Annotated in this window: 16 protein-coding genes; 12 read left to right on the forward strand and 4 right to left on the reverse strand. The window is 72.5% G+C overall.

Annotated features, from left to right (window positions below; all coding sequences use genetic code 11):
• Position 1: 1 nt before the first annotated feature.
• Positions 2 to 952, forward strand: coding sequence for a catechol 2,3-dioxygenase (locus BM236_RS07295; RefSeq protein WP_091121947.1), 951 nt, complete (start codon positions 2 to 4; stop codon positions 950 to 952).
• Between the two features lie 46 nt (positions 953 to 998).
• Here the strand turns inward: BM236_RS07295 and BM236_RS07300 are convergent, their stop codons facing one another.
• The gene (locus BM236_RS07300) at positions 999 to 1,733 is read right to left on the reverse strand and encodes an IclR family transcriptional regulator (RefSeq protein ID WP_091121950.1); all 735 of its coding nucleotides are present in this window, start codon (positions 1,731 to 1,733) and stop codon (positions 999 to 1,001) included.
• 66 nt (positions 1,734 to 1,799) lie between these two features.
• Between BM236_RS07300 and pcaH the strand changes: the two genes are divergently transcribed.
• From pcaH to BM236_RS07325, 5 genes are read left to right on the forward strand one after another with little or no spacing between them, the layout of a single operon-like run.
• Positions 1,800 to 2,648, forward strand: coding sequence for a protocatechuate 3,4-dioxygenase subunit beta (gene pcaH, locus BM236_RS07305; RefSeq protein ID WP_245750190.1), 849 nt, complete (start codon positions 1,800 to 1,802; stop codon positions 2,646 to 2,648).
• Between the two features lie 14 nt (positions 2,649 to 2,662).
• Positions 2,663 to 3,208: a protocatechuate 3,4-dioxygenase subunit alpha gene (gene pcaG / locus BM236_RS07310; RefSeq protein ID WP_091121955.1), complete on the forward strand. Its 546-nt coding sequence runs from the start codon at positions 2,663 to 2,665 to the stop codon at positions 3,206 to 3,208.
• The gene (locus tag BM236_RS07315) at positions 3,205 to 4,404 is read left to right on the forward strand and encodes a lyase family protein (RefSeq protein ID WP_091121958.1); all 1,200 of its coding nucleotides are present in this window, start codon (positions 3,205 to 3,207) and stop codon (positions 4,402 to 4,404) included. The genes pcaG and BM236_RS07315 overlap by 4 nt, the downstream gene beginning before the upstream one ends.
• A complete protein-coding gene (gene pcaDC / locus BM236_RS07320) occupies positions 4,404 to 5,540 on the forward strand; it encodes a bifunctional 3-oxoadipate enol-lactonase/4-carboxymuconolactone decarboxylase PcaDC (protein WP_091121959.1) in 1,137 nt (378 codons plus the stop codon). Before BM236_RS07315 ends, pcaDC begins: the two co-directional genes overlap by 1 nt.
• The gene (locus BM236_RS07325; RefSeq protein ID WP_091121962.1) at positions 5,537 to 6,763 is read left to right on the forward strand and encodes a 4-hydroxybenzoate 3-monooxygenase; all 1,227 of its coding nucleotides are present in this window, start codon (positions 5,537 to 5,539) and stop codon (positions 6,761 to 6,763) included. Before pcaDC ends, BM236_RS07325 begins: the two co-directional genes overlap by 4 nt.
• On the opposite strand, the gene BM236_RS07330 is transcribed toward BM236_RS07325, so the two are convergent.
• Entirely contained in the window at positions 6,744 to 7,628 is an 885-nt protein-coding gene (locus BM236_RS07330; RefSeq protein ID WP_091121964.1) for a LysR family transcriptional regulator, read from the reverse strand. The two genes, BM236_RS07325 and BM236_RS07330, sit on opposite strands and share 20 nt — an antisense overlap.
• A gap of 85 nt (positions 7,629 to 7,713) precedes the next feature.
• Here BM236_RS07330 and BM236_RS07335 point away from each other — a divergent pair, with 85 nt between their 5' ends.
• From BM236_RS07335 to BM236_RS07345, 3 genes are read left to right on the forward strand one after another with little or no spacing between them, the layout of a single operon-like run.
• Positions 7,714 to 8,913 carry a thiolase family protein gene (locus BM236_RS07335; protein WP_091121966.1) on the forward strand — a complete coding sequence of 400 codons (1,200 nt, stop codon included), beginning with the start codon at positions 7,714 to 7,716 and terminating at the stop codon, positions 8,911 to 8,913.
• Positions 8,913 to 9,608 (forward strand): 3-oxoacid CoA-transferase subunit A, encoded by a 696-nt coding sequence (locus tag BM236_RS07340; protein ID WP_091121969.1) that lies wholly within the window; start codon positions 8,913 to 8,915, stop codon positions 9,606 to 9,608. Before BM236_RS07335 ends, BM236_RS07340 begins: the two co-directional genes overlap by 1 nt.
• Entirely contained in the window at positions 9,608 to 10,258 is a 651-nt protein-coding gene (locus BM236_RS07345) for a 3-oxoacid CoA-transferase subunit B (RefSeq protein ID WP_091121971.1), read from the forward strand. The genes BM236_RS07340 and BM236_RS07345 overlap by 1 nt, the downstream gene beginning before the upstream one ends.
• Before the next feature lie 10 nt (positions 10,259 to 10,268).
• On the opposite strand, the gene BM236_RS07350 is transcribed toward BM236_RS07345, so the two are convergent.
• The gene (locus BM236_RS07350) at positions 10,269 to 10,709 is read right to left on the reverse strand and encodes a DUF2269 family protein (protein WP_091121973.1); all 441 of its coding nucleotides are present in this window, start codon (positions 10,707 to 10,709) and stop codon (positions 10,269 to 10,271) included.
• 145 nt (positions 10,710 to 10,854) lie between these two features.
• Between BM236_RS07350 and BM236_RS07355 the strand changes: the two genes are divergently transcribed.
• From BM236_RS07355 to BM236_RS07365, 3 genes are all read left to right on the forward strand, one after another.
• Positions 10,855 to 12,318: a benzaldehyde dehydrogenase gene (locus BM236_RS07355; protein WP_091121976.1), complete on the forward strand. Its 1,464-nt coding sequence runs from the start codon at positions 10,855 to 10,857 to the stop codon at positions 12,316 to 12,318.
• A gap of 120 nt (positions 12,319 to 12,438) precedes the next feature.
• Positions 12,439 to 13,038, forward strand: a complete 600-nt coding sequence (locus tag BM236_RS07360) for a response regulator transcription factor (protein ID WP_091121978.1) — start codon at positions 12,439 to 12,441, stop codon at positions 13,036 to 13,038.
• A gap of 202 nt (positions 13,039 to 13,240) precedes the next feature.
• Complete coding sequence (locus tag BM236_RS07365; RefSeq protein ID WP_091121981.1) at positions 13,241 to 14,041, forward strand: sigma-70 family RNA polymerase sigma factor; 801 nt, start codon at positions 13,241 to 13,243, stop codon at positions 14,039 to 14,041.
• A 119-nt stretch (positions 14,042 to 14,160) separates the two neighbouring features.
• Here the strand turns inward: BM236_RS07365 and mqo are convergent, their stop codons facing one another.
• The gene (mqo, locus tag BM236_RS07370) at positions 14,161 to 15,651 is read right to left on the reverse strand and encodes a malate dehydrogenase (quinone) (RefSeq protein WP_245750191.1); all 1,491 of its coding nucleotides are present in this window, start codon (positions 15,649 to 15,651) and stop codon (positions 14,161 to 14,163) included.
• Between the last annotated feature and the right edge of the window lie 84 nt (positions 15,652 to 15,735).

Genomic DNA, 15,735 nt, shown 5'->3' on the forward strand with positions numbered 1-15,735 from the left:
CATGCCCGCACCGCTCGGGGACGTCGCCCACCTCGGCCACGTCGAGCTGCTCACGCCGGACGTCGAGGGCAGCACCTGGTTCTTCACCGAGATCCTCGGGATGACCGAGACCCGCCGGGAGGGCGACTCGATCCACCTGCGTACCTTCGACGACTACGAGCAGACCAGCCTCGTGCTGACCGCCCACACGACCACCGGGGTGCGGCGCACCGCACTGCGCGCCTCCAGCGAGGAGGCGCTGCAGCGGCGCGTCCGGGCGATCGAGGAGGCCGGCGGCGCCGGTGAGTGGACCGACGGGCTCGCCGGCACCGGCCGCACGTACCTCACCCACGACCCGGACGGGCACGAGTACGCGCTCTACTACGACACCGAGTGGTACGTCGCCCCCGACGACCTCCGGCCGGGCCTGAAGAACCAGCCGCAGGCCAAGCCGCGGCAGGGGGTCGGCGTACGCCGGCTCGACCACGTCAACTACCTCGGCGCCGACGTCGAGGCCAACGCGGCCTGGGTCGAGGGCCTGCTCGGCGCCCGGCCGACCGAGCAGATCCGGCTCGACAGCGGCCGGGTCGCCGCCCGCTGGATGACCTTCACCAACAAGTCCTACGACATCGTCTACACCGAGGACTGGACCGGGTCGAGCGGCCGGCTGCACCACATCGCGTTCGCCACCGACACCCGCGAGGACATCCTGCGCGCGGCCGACCTCTGCCTCGACAACGGCGTCCACATCGAGACCGGTCCGCACAAGCACGCCATCCAGCAGACCTTCTTCCTCTACGTCTACGAGCCCGGCGGCAACCGGATCGAGCTGTGCAACCCGCTCACCCGGCTGGTGCTCGCGCCCGACTGGCCGCTGATCACCTGGACCGAGGAGGAGCGGAAGCGCGGGCAGGCGTGGGGCCTGAAGACGATCGATACCTTCCACACCCACGGGATGCCGCCCGTCGACTGAACATCGTGGAGGGAGGTGCGCACCTGGTGCGCACCGGGCTCCGCGATCAGCCGCCGAGGCTGCGGCCGATGCCCTGGGCGGCGACCTGCAGCGCGGCGACCAGCCGGCCGCGCGATCGACGCAGGTCCGAGACGACGATGCCCAGCGCGGCGACCACCTGCCCGTCGGCGGTGATCGGGACGGCCGCCGAGCAGGCCCCGAGGGTCATCTCCTCGGTGGTCGTGGCATAGCCGTCGCTGCGGGCCCGGGTGAGCTGCCGCTCCAGCACCGCGGGCTGCGTGATCGTGTAGGGGGTGACCCGCTGCAGCGGCGCGGACAGCACGGCCCGGCGTACGTCGTCCGGTGCGTGCGCGAGCAGGACCTTGCCGACCCCCGTCGAGTGCAGGGGGAGGCGGGAGCCGACCCGGCTGACGATCGGGACCGACGCGTTGCCGCGCAAGGTGTCGACGTAGAGCACCTCGTCGCCCTCGCGCACGGCCAGGTGGACCGTCGACAGCGTCGCGCCGTAGAGGTCGTGCAGGAAGGGGGACGCCGTCTCGCGCAGGCCGGTCTGCATCGGGGCGAGGAGACCGAGGGTCCACAGCCGGCGGCCGACGACGTACTCGCCGCTCGACAGGCGGCGCAGCGCACCCCACCCGACGAGCTCCGCGACCAGCCGGTGCGTGGTGCTCAGCGGGAGGCCGGCCCGCGCCCCGAGGTCGGAGAGGCGCAGCCGACGGTGCTCCTCGTCGAAGGCACCGAGCACCGCCAGCGTCCGCGACGCCACGGACTCGCCAGGCATCGGAGTCCTTCCGTCCAGTGGAAGTGATCGCTCGGAAGCCTAGCGACCGGCCCTTACGGTGTGACGGTGAGCACGACACCCAGGACCGACGCGGCGGAGGAGACGGCAGTCCCGTCGTCCGACGCGACCGCGACGACGCAGGAGGAGATCTCCGCCGAGATCGCCGAGATCGCCGCCCAGGCGGCGCAGGCCACGCCGGACGGACAGCCGAGCGGCGCGCGCCAGCCGCGCATCGACTACCCGCCCTACCGGTCGAGCATCCTGCGTCACCCGACCAAGGACCCGCGCCACGTCGACCCGGAGACCATCGAGCGCGTCGCGCCGTGCTTCGGGCACCGCGACGTGCACCCGCTCGAGGCCGACCTGACGATCGGCGCGCACGCCGGCACCAACTCCGCGGTGTCGGGCGAGCCGATCGGCGAGCGGATCACCGTGACCGGCCGGATCGTCGACGGCGACGGGCGGCCGGTCGCCGGCCAGCTGGTCGAGATCTGGCAGGCCAACGCGGCCGGGCGCTACGTCCACAAGAACGAGCAGCACCCCGCTCCGCTGGACCCGAACTTCACCGGGGTCGGCCGCTGCCTCACCGACGCCAACGGCGACTACCGGTTCCGGACCATCAAGCCCGGCCCCTACCCGTGGGGCAACCACCGCAACGCGTGGCGGCCGGCGCACATCCACTTCTCGCTCTTCGGCAACGCGTTCACGCAGCGGCTCGTCACGCAGATGTACTTCCCCGGCGACCCGCTCTTCGCGCTCGACCCGATCTACCAGGCGATCACCGACCAGAAGGCACGCGACGCCCTCGTCGCGACCTACGACCACGACCGGACCGTCCCCGACTTCAGCATGGGCTACCGCTGGGACATCGTCCTGACCGGCTCCGGCCGGATCTGGACCGAGCCCGAGAAGTAAGGAGACATGCCCTCATGACCACCCCCGGACAGACCATCGGTCCCTTCTTCGGCCAGGCGCTGCCCTACCCCGGCGGCCCCGAGCTGGTGCCGGCCGGCCGCGCGGACGCCATCCGCCTGCACGGCGTCGTGTACGACGGCGACGGCGCCCCCATCCCCGACGCCCTGATCGAGATCCGCCAGGCCGACGCCTCCGGGCAGGTGCCCCGCGAGGAGGGCTCGCTCCACCGCGACGGCTGGACGTTCACGGGCTGGGGCCGCAGCGAGACCGACCGGACCGGCCGCTACTCGTTCACCACCGTGCTGCCGGGCCCGACCGAGGAGGGCAGCGCGCCGTTCTTCGCTGTCGTGGTCTTCGCCCGCGGCCTGCTCGACCGGCTCTTCACCCGGATCTACCTCCCCGACCACCCGGCCAACGCCTCCGACGCCCTCCTGTCCTCGCTCGACGAGCCCGACCGGGCGACGCTCGTCGCGTCCGCCGACGCGACGGGACTGCGGTTCGACATCCGGCTGCAGGGCGAGGGCGAGACGGTCTTCCTCCAGCATGATCGACCAGCATGAGTGACCTGCTGTGGCCCGGCGACGAGCGCGCCGGGTCGCTGTTCTCCGACGCCGCCCTCCTCGATGCGATGGTGCGCGCCGAGCAGGCGTGGCTCGACGCGCTCGCCGTGGCCGGGATCGCACCGTCGTCCACCTCGCTGGACGGCGTCGTCGGGGTCGATGACCTCGAGGAGCTCGCCGCCGGTGCCGAGACCGGCGGCAACCCCGTCATCGGCCTGGTGCGGCTGCTGCGCGAGCGGACCGGCTCCAGCTGGGTGCACCGCGGACTGACCTCCCAGGACGTCCTCGACACCGCGCTCGTGCTGTGCCTGCGTGACGCGCTCGACCAGGTGCTCGCGGACGTCGAGCGGCAGGCCCGGGCGCTCGCCGGGCTGGTCCGCGCGCACCGCGGGACAGTGATGGCCGGCCGCACCCTCACCCAGCACGCAGTGCCCATCACCTTCGGGCTCAAGGCGTCGACCTGGCTGCTCGGGCTCGTCGACTCCGCCGTCGCGCTTCGCGGAGTCAGGGACGACCTCCCCGGCCAGGCCGGCGGCGCGGCGGGCACGATGGCCGCCACCGTCGAGCTGGCCCAGCGCCTGCCCGACCCGGTGGCCGCCGCTACCGGCGTGCTCCGCACCTACGTCAGCAGCCTCGGCCTGCAGGGCGGTGCTCCGTGGCACACCCGTCGGACCCCGATCACCGGGGCCGGCGACGCGCTCGTGACGGTGGCCGACACGTGGGGCCGTCTCGGCGGTGACGTCGCGCTGCTGTCCCGCCCGGAGATCGGCGAGCTGCGCGAGGCGTTAGGCGGCGGCTCCTCGACGATGCCCGGCAAGGCCAACCCCGTCCTGTCGGTCCTGCTGCGCCGCCACGCGCTCGCGGCGCCCGGGCTCGCCGCCACCCTGCACGTCGCGGCGTCGTCGTACGTCGACGAGCGACCCGACGGCGGCTGGCACGCCGAGTGGGACACCCTGCGCACGCTCGCCCGGCGCAGCGTCGTCGCGGCGTCCCAGGCGGCCGACCTGCTCGAGGGGCTCGTCGTCGATGCCGAGCGGATGGCCGCCCGCGCGGCCGAGGCCGACCAGACGCTGCGCGCCGAGCAGCGCAGCATGACCGCGTCGGACGGCGGCGGCGAGCCGCCGTACCTCGGCGCCACGGACCTGATCATCGACAACACCCTCGAGCGAGCCGCTCGGGTCTGGAGTGACCTCTGATGGAGCTGACCCTCGTCCGACTCGCCGGAGACGACACCCTGCCGCCGCTCGTCGTCGGCCCCTCGCTCGGGACGTCCGTCACCGCCCTGTGGGGCAGGTGCGCCGAGCTGCTCGGCGACCGGTTCCACGTCGTGGGCTGGGAGCTGCCCGGCCACGGGCGCGGCGCGCCCGCCACGACGCCGTTCACCGTCGCCGACCTCGCGGCCGCGGTCGTGGCGGTCGTCGACCGGACGCTCGGCCCGGTCGCCTTCGCCTACGCGGGTGTCTCCGTCGGTGGCGCTGTCGGGCTCCAGCTCGCGCTCGACGCGCCCGAGCGACTGATCGCTGCCGCGGTGCTCTGCACCGGCGCCCGCATCGGCACGCCCGACGGCTGGCACGAGCGCGCCGCCCTGGTCCGCGCCTCCGGGACGCCGGTGATGGTGGAGGGCTCGGCCAAGTGGTGGTTCGCGCCCGGTTTCATCGAGCGCCACCCCGACGCCGCGACCGGCCTGCTGTCCTCGCTGCAGGACGCGGACGCGGAGAGCTACTCGCTCGTCTGCGAGGCATTGGCGGCGTACGACGTCCGCGACCGGCTCGGCTCCATCACGGTCCCCCTGCTGGCCGTCGGCGGCAGCGACGACGGGTCCGCGCCGGCCGACCTGCTCCTGGTCGATGCCGGAGCCGTCCCCGGCGGGCGCTTCGTCGAGCTCGACGGGGTCGGGCACCAGGCGCCGGCCGAGGCGCCGAGGACCGTGGCCAGCCTGCTGGCCGATGCGCTGTCGCCTGACGGGCGGCTCGACGCGGGCATGGGTGTGCGCCGGGCGGTGCTGGGCGACGAGCACGTCGACCGTGCCGTCGCGGGCACCACCGACGTCACCCGCGACTTCCAGGACCTCATCACCCGCTACGCGTGGGGTGAGATCTGGACCAGGCCCGGGTTGGCCCGCCGCGACCGCTCCATCGCCGTGCTGACCGCGTTGGTCGCGGGCCGCCACTTCGAGGAGCTCGAGTTCCACCTGCGGGCTGCGCTGCGCAACGGACTGACTCGCGAGGAGATCGTCGAGGTGCTCCTCCAGTCCGCCATCTACGTCGGCGTACCCGCCGCCAACACGGCCTTCGCCGTCGCCAAGCGCGTCCTCGCGGAGGACGACGCGTGACCGCGGCCAGCACCGCGGCCAGCACCACCCGCACCCAGGTCGCCATCGTCGGGGGCGGCCCGGCCGGGCTGATGCTCTCGCGCCTGCTGCACCTGGCCGGGATCGAGTCGGTGGTCGTCGACAACCGCACCGCCGAGACGATCGAGCACACCCACCGTGCCGGGATCCTGGAGCACGACAGCGTGCGCCTGCTCGTCGACGCGGGCGTCGACCGGGTGCTGCGCGACGGTCACCAGCACGAGGGCATCGACCTGCGCTTCGACGGAGTGAGCCACCGCATCGACTTCGAGGACCTGGTCGGCGCCTCGGTCTGGCTCTATCCCCAGACCGACGTCTTCGTCGACCTGCACCGCGCCCGCACCGCCGACGGCGGCGACCTGCGCTACGGGATCGCCGACACCGAGGTCCTCGACGTGCTCACCCAGCCGCGGGTGCGCTACACCGATGCCGCCGGCGCCCGGCACGAGATCGTCGCCGACCTGGTGGTCGGGTCGGACGGCTCGCGCAGTGTCTGCCGCTCGCTGGTGGAGGGCGCGACGCAGTACTTCCGGGAGTACCCGTTCGCATGGTTCGGCGTGCTGGTCGAGGCGCCGCCGAGCGCGCCCGAGCTGATCTACACCCGCTCCGAGCGCGGCTTCGCGCTGGTCAGCCAGCGCACCGACGCGATCCAGCGGCTCTACTTCCAGTGCGACCCGGCCGAGAACGTCGAGGACTGGTCCGACGACCGGATCTGGGCCGAGCTGCAGGCGCGGCTGGCCGGCGAGGACGGCCTCCGGCTCAACGAGGGGCCGGTGATCGAGCGGACGGTGCTGCCGTTCCGCAGCTTCGTGCAGGCGCCGATGCGGCACGGCAACCTGCTCCTGGCCGGCGACGCGGCGCACACGGTCCCGCCGACCGGGGCGAAGGGCCTCAACCTCGCCCTCGCGGACGTCCGGGTGCTGGCCGAGGTGGTCGAGCGGGCGCTGGGCGGGCGGGGCGGGCGCGGCGACCGGGCCGCGCTGGACACCTACACCGACCGCGCCCTGCAGCGCGTCTGGAAGGCCCAGCACTTCTCCTACTGGATGACCACGATGCTGCACCGCGGCGAGGGCGCCAGCGACTTCGACGAGCGCCGCCAGGTCGGCGAGCTCACCAGCATCACGTCGTCATCCGCCGGGTCGGCGTACCTCGCGGAGTGCTACACCGGCTGGCCGCAGCCGGCGGTCAGAACATCCCGCGGATGATGTCGAGCGTGCGGAGCAGGTGCGGCTCCGTGCGGCCGGCGCGGTGCGCCAGCGCGAGCTCGACCGAGGTGACCGGCCGCACCAGCGGCCGGTAGGCGACACCGTCGAGGCTGAGCGCGGTCACCGGCTCGGGCACGACGGCGACGCCCAGCCCGCCGGCGACCAGCGTGACCAGGGTCGACGTCTCGCCGACCTCGTGGCGCACGTGCGGCTCGACGCCGGCGTCCCGGAAGAGGCCGACCACGACGTCGTACAGCACGGAGCGACGGTCGGCGGAGTGCACGATCAGGTCGGCGTCGCGCAGGTCGGTGACGCGCACCTGACGCCGGGCGGCGAGCGGGTGGTCGGCGGGCACGGCGGCGACGAGCCGGTCGTGACGCAGCGTCGTGAGCGCGAGGGACAGGTCTGCGACGGGCGGCCGCAACAGCGCCACGTCGATGGTCCCCGAGCGGAGCGCCTCCACCTGGTCGGGCGCGAGCATCTCGCCCTGGAAGGAGAAGTCCACACCGGGGAGCTCGTCGGCCAGGCGGCGCGACAGCGTCGGGAGCAGGCTGTACGTCGCCGAGCCGACGCAGCCGACCGCGAGGTGCCCGACCGAGCCGGCCGCGACCAGTCGCGCCGCGTGGGCCGCGTCGTCGACCTCCGCGAGGATGGTGCGTGCCCGGGCGAGGTAGGTGGCGCCCGCGTCGGTGAGGTCGACGCGTCTGGTGGTGCGGTGCAGCAGGGTGACGCCGAGGTCGGCCTCGAGGCGGCGGATCGCCTGGGACAGCGGCGGTTGCGCCATGTGGAGGCGGTCCGCGGCCCGGCCGAAGTGTCGCTCCTCGGCGACGGCGACGAAGTAGCGCAGGTGCCGGAGCTCGAGCATCGGGACCTCTCAGACGCTTGGAGTCTCAATCGGTGCTGATATGGATACTTCACCATATCGGGGGCACGGCCTACCGTCGGTAGGCATGAGCGCCTACGTCTACGCCGCCGTCCGCACGCCGTTCGGAAGGTTCAACGGTGCGCTGGCCGGCGTCCGCCCCGACGACCTCGCGGCGGGGGTGATCGGGTCGCTGCTGGCCCAGGCGCCCGGCCTCGACCGCGCGGCCATCGAGGAGGTCGTCTGGGGCAACGCCAACGGCGCCGGGGAGGAGAACCGCAACGTCGGCCGCATGGCCGCGCTGCTCGCCGGGCTGCCCACCTCGGTGCCGGGCAGCACGGTCAACCGGCTGTGCGGATCGAGCCTGGACGCCGCCATGATCGGCTCCCGTCAGATCGAGACCGGCGACGCCGACGTGGTGCTGATCGGCGGCGTCGAGTCGATGACCCGCGCGCCCTGGGTGCTCCCCAAGCCCGCGAAGGCCTTCCCGGCCACCGACCTCACCGCCGTCTCGACGGCACTCGGCTGGCGGTTGGTCAACCCCCGCATGCCGAAGGAGTGGACGGTCAGCCTCGGCGAGGCCAACGAGCAGCTCGCCGAGAAGCACGGCATCGGCCGCGAGCGGCAGGACGAGTTCGCGGTCCGCTCCCACCGGCTGGCCCAGGAGGCCTGGGAGGCGGGCTGGTACGACGACCTCGTGACGCCCGTCGAGGGGTTGGCCCGCGACGAGGGGATCCGCCCCGACTCGACCGTCGAGAAGCTGGCCGGCCTCAAGCCGAGCTTCCGGACGCCCGAGCAGGGCGGGACGGTCACCGCGGGCAACGCCTCGCCGCTGAGCGACGGGGCCTCCGCCGTGCTGCTCGGGTCCGAGCGCGCTGCCGAGCGGATCGGGCTCGAGCCGGTCGCCCGGATCGCCGGACGGGGCGCGTTCGCGCTGGAGCCGCAGGCGTTCGGATACGCGCCGGTCGAGGCGGCCAACCGTGCGCTCGCCCGGGCCGGGATCACGTGGGACCAGGTCGGCGCGGTCGAGCTCAACGAGGCGTTCGCGGTCCAGTCGCTGATCTGCGTCGACGCCTGGCTGAAGGAGGGCCTCGTCGACGCCGAGCTGGTCAACGCCCGGGGCGGCGCGATCGCGATCGGCCACCCCCTCGGCGCCAGCGGCGGCCGCATCCTCGGCACGCTGACCAAGGTCCTCCGCGAGCGCGGCGAGCGGTGGGGCGTGGCCGCGATCTGCATCGGCGTCGGGCAGGGCCTGGCCGTCGTGCTCGAGAACACCGAGGTGGCCTGATGGGCCGCACCCGGATCCTCGAGACCGCCGACGAGGCGGTCGCCGGGATCGAGGACGGCAGCACCGTCCTGGTCGGCGGCTTCGGCCTCGCCGGCATGCCCTTCGACCTCATCGACGCGCTGATCCGACAGGGCGCGAAGGACCTCACGATCGTGTCCAACAACGCCGGCAACGGGGAGGTCGGGCTGGCCGCGCTGCTCCAGGCGGGCAGGGTCCGCAGGGTCCTGTGCTCCTTCCCGCGGCAGAGCGACTCCTACGTCTTCGACGAGCTCTACCGCAGCGGACGGATCGAGCTCGAGGTGGTGCCGCAGGGCAACCTCGCCGAGCGGATGCGCGCGGCCGGCGCCGGCATCGGTGCGTTCTTCTCGCCGACCGCGGTCGGCACGCCCCTCGCCGAGGGCAAGGAGCAGCGGACCATCGACGGTCGCGACTACGTGCTGGAGCACCCCATCAAGGGCGACTACGCGCTGATCGGCGCGCACCGCGCCGACGAGATGGGCAACCTCGTCTACCGCAAGACCGCCCGCAACTTCGGGCCCGTCATGGCCACGGCGGCGAGCACCACGATCGTCCAGGTGGGCGAGGTCGTCCCGATCGGCTCGCTCGACCCCGAGGCGGTGGTCACGCCGGGGATCTTCGTCGACCGGGTGGTCCGCGCCGACGCCCGCCACTACACCGTGCAGGGAGCCCGCTGATGGTCCACGACAAGCCGCTGACCCCTGACCAGCTCGCCGCCATCGTCGCCCGCGACATCCCCGAGGGGGCCTACGTCAACCTCGGCATCGGCCAGCCGACCAAGGTCGCCGACCACCTGCCCGCCGGGTCGGGCGTGGTGCTGCACACCGAGAACGGCATGCTCAACATGGGCCCGGCCGCGGTCGGCGACGACGTCGACCCTGACCTGACCAACGCGGGCAAGGTGCCGGTCACCGAGCTGCCCGGGGCGTCGTACTTCCACCACGCCGACTCCTTCGCGATGATGCGCGGCGGCCACCTCGACGTCTGTGTGCTCGGTGCCTTCCAGGTCTCCGCGACCGGCGACCTGGCCAACTGGCACACCGGTGCGCCCGACGCCATCCCGGCCGTCGGGGGTGCGATGGACCTCGCCATCGGCGCCAAGCAGGTCTTCGTGATGATGACCCTCTTCGACAAGAAGGGCACGGCCAAGCTGGTGCCCGAGTGCACCTACCCGCTGACCGGCGTCGCGTGCGTCAGCCGGGTCTACACCGACGTCGCGGTCTTCGACGTCGGGCCGTCGGGGCTGAGCGTGCGGGAGACCTTCGGCACCACGATCGATGAGCTCCGGGAGCGGCTCTACGTGCCGCTGGAGGCAGCGGCCGGGTGAGCCCTGCGGCTCAGGACCCGGGCCGGTACACCATCAGGAAGACGATGACGGCGAAGAGGATCCCGACGATCCCGCCCGCGGCGGCCACCCGGCCGACCATCGAGCGCGCCGCCTCCGTGTTCTCGGCGGCCTTGTCGAGGGCCGGCACGACCACGAGGAACGCCAAGCCCGCGGCCACCAGCCACAGCAGCAGCGACAGCCAGATCCACACGTCGCCGACGTCGGCGACCTTCTCGTGCGTGTAGGGCGACGTGGCCGACATCAGCCCGAAGCCGAGGATGACGACGACGACCGACGCGGCTGAGTAGATCTTGCACATGCGCGCCGAGGTCCTGATCGCGGCCGCGTCGCCGAGCCGCAGGCCGCGGGAGGCCGTGGTGGCGGCGTGGACGAGCGGTCCGATCGCGAAGACGGCGGTGAGGATGTGGAGGGCCAGCAGCACCTTGAACATGGCTCGACCGTACCGCTCGCGACGCGGGCGGGCGTCACCGACCTGCCCGATGAGTTGGGCTTCCGGTGGCTGGAAACGGCTCGTTGCCTGGGCCCACCGGCAGAGGCACGATGCGGCGAGCGCACAACGACAAGGGAGCACTGTGATGGGACTTCTCGACACCGTCGACTGGCAGGGCCGGATCTTCGCGCAGGGGACGTGGCGGGAGGGCCGCGGCGGCCACTACGCCGTGGTCGAGCCGGCCACGGGCGCCGAGCTCGGCCGGATGGGTTCGGCCACCGCCGATGACGTCGCCGAGGCAGCGGCGGCCGCGGCCGAGGTGCAGCGGGAGTGGGCGGCGACGCCCTACAACCAGCGCGCCGCCGTCCTTCGCCGGGCGGGCGACCTGTGGCTCCAGCATGCCGAGGAGATCCAGGGTTGGAACATCCGCGAGGTCGGCGCCGTCCCCGCCATGGCCGGCTTCGCGCTGCACGTCGCGGCGGAGGAGTGCTACGAGGCGGCCACCCTGCCCAGCCGTCCGTACGGCGAGCTGCTGCCGTCCGAGGAGCAGCGACTCTCGATGGCGCGCCGGGTGCCGGCGGGCGTCGTCAGCGTCATCTCGCCCTTCAACGTGCCGATCATCCTGGGCATCCGGTCGGTCGCCCCGGCGCTCGTCCTCGGCAACGCCGTCCTGCTCAAGCCGGACCCGCGCACCGCCGTCACGGGCGGCACCCTCATGGCGCGGATCTTCGAGGAGGCCGGGCTGCCGGCGGGCGTGCTGCAGATGTTGCCCGGCGGCCCAGACGTCGGCGAGGCGCTGGTCACCGACCCGCACGTGCGGGTCATCTCCTTCACCGGCTCGACGCCGGTCGGCCGCCGGATCGGTGAGCTGGCCGGCAAGCACCTCAAGCGCGCCCATCTGGAGCTGGGCGGAAACTCGGCGATGCTGGTGCTCGACGACGCCGACGTGGAGGCCGCTGCCGGGCTCGCGGCCTGGGGCTCCTTCCTCAACCAGGGCCAGATCTGCATGACGACCGGGCGCCACCTCGTCGCCGAGTCGGTCTACGACGACTTCGTCGACGCGCTCGCGGAGAAGGCGCGCAGCCTGCCGGTGGGTGACCCCGCGACCGAGCAGGTCGCGCTCGGTCCGATCATCGACGAGCGCCAGCGCGACAAGATCCACCGCTTCGTCACCGAGAGCGCCGACCAGGGCGCGAAGATCGCCGCCGGAGGCGAGTTCGAGCAGCTCTTCTACCAGCCGACGGTGCTGTCCGAGGTCCCGCTGCAGGCGCCGGCCTTCGCCGAGGAGGTCTTCGGCCCGGTCGCCCCGGTGACCCGGGTCGCGTCCGTCGAGGACGCCGTCCGGCTGGCGTCGGACAGCGAGTACGGCCTCTCGCTGGGCATCGTGACGCAGGACGTCATGCACGGCCTGGAGATCGCCGAGCAGATCCCGACCGGCATCGTCCACATCAACGACCAGACCGTGAACGACGAGGCGGTGGCGCCGTTCGGTGGCGTCAAGGCGTCGGGCACCGGGTCGCGCTTCGGTGGCGCCGCGGCGAACATCGAGGCCTTCACCGAGACGCGGTGGATCACCATGCGCGGCAAGCCGGCGACGTACCCGTTCTGACGTCGAGGTGAAGCCGAGTCACGTGCGGGACGGCGCCCCTGCGAGCCGTGCCGCCACGACGGCCCGTCGCTGTCGCCATCTGCGACCAGGTCTGGCACGCTGCGGTTATGGACGCCGCCCATGCTTGACCAGCCCCTCCGCCTCGCCATCGTCAGTCGACAGGAAGTGGTGGCCCGCGGCCTGACCGCCATGCTGGCGGACTATCCCGACCGGGTCACGGTCGTGGCGTTGGCCAGCGCATATGCGCGCGCGAAGGGTGTCGACGTCGTGCTCTACGACACCCTCGGCCTGCACAGGTCCGACGCCTCCGACCTCGACCACCTGATCCAGAAGACCGACGCCAAGGTCGTCATCTACAGCCGCGACATGCGCCCCGACCTGCGGGCCCGAGCGCTCGCTCGTGGCGTCGACGGCTGGGTGTCGATGAGCCTGCACGCCGGGGAGCTGGTCGAGGCCGTCGAGCGGATCGCCGACGGCAAGCCGACGGAGGATCAGGTCGACTGGATCGGGCACGAGGCCGGCCTGTCACCGCGCGAGGTCGAGGTCCTCTCGCTGATCACCCAGGGCCTGTCCAACCAGGACATCGCCGACCGGCTCTTCCTCACGATCAACACCCTCAAGAGCCACATCAGGCAGTCCTACAAGAAGATCGGCGTGAGCTCGCGGGCCCAGGCGGTCGCCTGGTGCATGCAGCACGGTTTCGCCCCACCTGACGCCTGAGCCCCACCGGTCGGCGAATAGCGCTTCCCCTGACAGGGGTACCGCCTGATGTCGGTCGGGGTCGGGTGACCCGTGGGGGGACACCCGAACCTCCGGCCGACCTCACCCGCAGGGGTGAGCGGTTTCGGTGCAGGGGCCACCCCCAAGGACCAATTGACCCGCACGATGGTTGAGCGCCTCTCGGGCCGGGGACATCGACGGCATGACCATCACGGCGACTCTTCACCACGACGTGCCGCGCGAGACCCGCCGGCGTGAGACCACTCGACTCTTCGACGAGGCGTCGACGGCGGCTCGCGGCAACAGGAAGCGCGACGACCTCATCGAGCAGGTCATCCTCGTCAACACCGGTGTCGCCCGCTCCATCGCCCGCCGGTACGTCGGCCGGGGCATCCCGCTCGAGGACCTCGAGCAGGTCGCCTACCTGGCCCTGGTCCGGGCCGCCCGGAAGTTCGACGGCGACAAGGCGGAGGACTTCCTGACCTACGCCGTCCCGACCATCCGCGGCGAGATCAAGCGCCACTTCCGCGACCTCGGCTGGACCGTGCGCCCGCCGCGCCGCATCCAGGAGCTGCAGACCAGCGTGCTCCGGGTCCGCGAGACGCTGCGCGACGCCCGCGGCCGGGTCCCGTCGGCCGCCGAGATCGCCGCGGAGCTCGGCGTCGCCGAGAGCGACGTCGTCGAGGCGCTGACCGCCGAGGGCTGCTTCACGCCGCTCTCCCTCGACGCGCCGGTCGCCTCCGGCGAGCCGGACGCCGCGAGCTTGGGCGACCTGCTGCCGGACTTCGACTCCGACCTCACCGCCGCCGAGGCCCGCGCCCTGCTGGCGCCCGCCCTGAGCCGGCTCACCGAGCGCGAGCAGCTCATCGTCCGTCTCCGCTTCGTCGAGGACCTCACGCAGGCCGAGATCGGCGAGCGGATCGGCGTGACCCAGATGCAGGTCTCCCGGCTGCTCGGCGGGATCCTCGGCAAGCTGCGCGAGTCGATCGAGCCCGCCGCCTGAGACACCGACGCCACGCCCCTCCTGCAGACCTGCAGGAGGGGCGTCGTCGTCTCCGGGCCGACGGCTGACCCGGTCCCGGCGCCAACGGTCACCCGCGCCGGATAGAACCCGGGCAGGGGTCAGGCCGAGCGCGCCTGCGACGGCGCGGCAGGGCTCGCGAGCCGCAGGGCCGCGGCCGTGCTGACCAGGACCTCCTGCGCCTTCACCGGGTCGTCGGCCAGGTGCTGGCCGTGGCTGGGGATGATCTGGTCGAGCGCGGGCTGCCATGCCTCCCAGCGGTCGGCGAAGCAGCGCTCGAGCAGCTGCAGCATGATCGGCGCCGCGGTCGAGGCGCCCGGGGACGCGCCGAGCAGGCCGGCGATGGTGCCGTCAGCACCGGTGATCACCTCGGTGCCGAACTGCAGGACCCCATCGGGTCTGATGACCTGGACGCGCTGGCCGGCGGTGATCTTCTCCCAGTCGGCCGGGTCGGCCTCGGGATAGAAGTCGAGGAGATCCATGAACTTCGTCTTCGGCCGGGCGATCAGCTGCTGGATCAGGTAGATCGTGAGGCCGATGTTGGTCAGGCCGGCCTTGAGCATCGGCCACAGGTTGTGCAGCCGGATCGAGGCGAACAGGTCGAAGAAGGACCCGAACTTCAGGAAGCGGGGGCTCCAGCCGGCGTACGGCCCGAACATCAGCGCCTGCTTGCCGTCGACGAAGCGGGTGTCGAGGTGGGGCACCGACATCGGCGGCGCGCCGACGGCGGCCTTGCCGTAGACCTTGGCTTGGTGCCGGGAGACGATCTCCGGCTTGGTGGTGCGGAGGAACTCACCCGAGACGGGGAAGCCGCCGAAGCCACGGATCTCCGGGATCTTGGCGCCCTGCAGCAGGCGCAGCGCGAAGCCGCCGGCGCCGACGAAGACGAAGCGGGCCGTGTAGGAGAACTGCTCGCCGGTGCCGACCCGGCGGCCGGTGATCTCCCACAGCCCGTCGGCGTTCTTCCTGACCTTGCGCACCTCCGAGCCGAGCTCGAGGGCGGCGCCGCGCTCGACCAGCGAGTCGGTCAGGAGCTCGGTGAGGCGACCGAAGTCGACGTCGGAGCCGGCGTCGGTGAAGGTCGCCGCGATCGGGACGGACAGGTCGCGACCCTCGACCAGGTGCGGCGCCCACTGGCCGATCACCTGCGGGTCCTCGCTGTAGTGCATGCCGGCGAACAGCGGGTGGCTGCTCAGAGCCTCGTAGCGCTTGCGCAGGTAGACGACGTTGTCCGCGCCCCACACGAAGCTCATGTGCGGGATCGGGTTGATGAAGGCCGACGGGTCCGGGATGCGGCCGCTCTCGACCAGGAAGGACCACAGCTGGCGCGAGATCTGGAACTGCTCGTTGACCACGACGGCCTTGGAGATGTCGATCGTGCCGTCGGCGTCCAGGGGCGTGTAGTTGAGCTCGCACAGGGCGGAGTGGCCGGTGCCGGCGTTGTTCCACGGCCCCGAGCTCTCCTGGGAGAGCGTGTCGAGACGCTCGAGCACCTTGATGTTCCAGCCCGGCTCCAGCTCCTGGAGGAGAGTGCCGAGGGTGGCGCTCATGATGCCGCCGCCGATGAGAACAGCGTCGATAGGTGTCTCCACCCTCCATGTATGCGTCATCGCCGCACTCCGCCGCAAATCGGGTGGCCCGACGACGACGGGTTTGTGTCCCACGTCATAAACGAC

Origin of the sequence: Nocardioides terrae, from assembly GCF_900112345.1 — a bacterium.
In the GTDB taxonomy this organism is placed as follows: domain Bacteria; phylum Actinomycetota; class Actinomycetes; order Propionibacteriales; family Nocardioidaceae; genus Nocardioides; species Nocardioides terrae.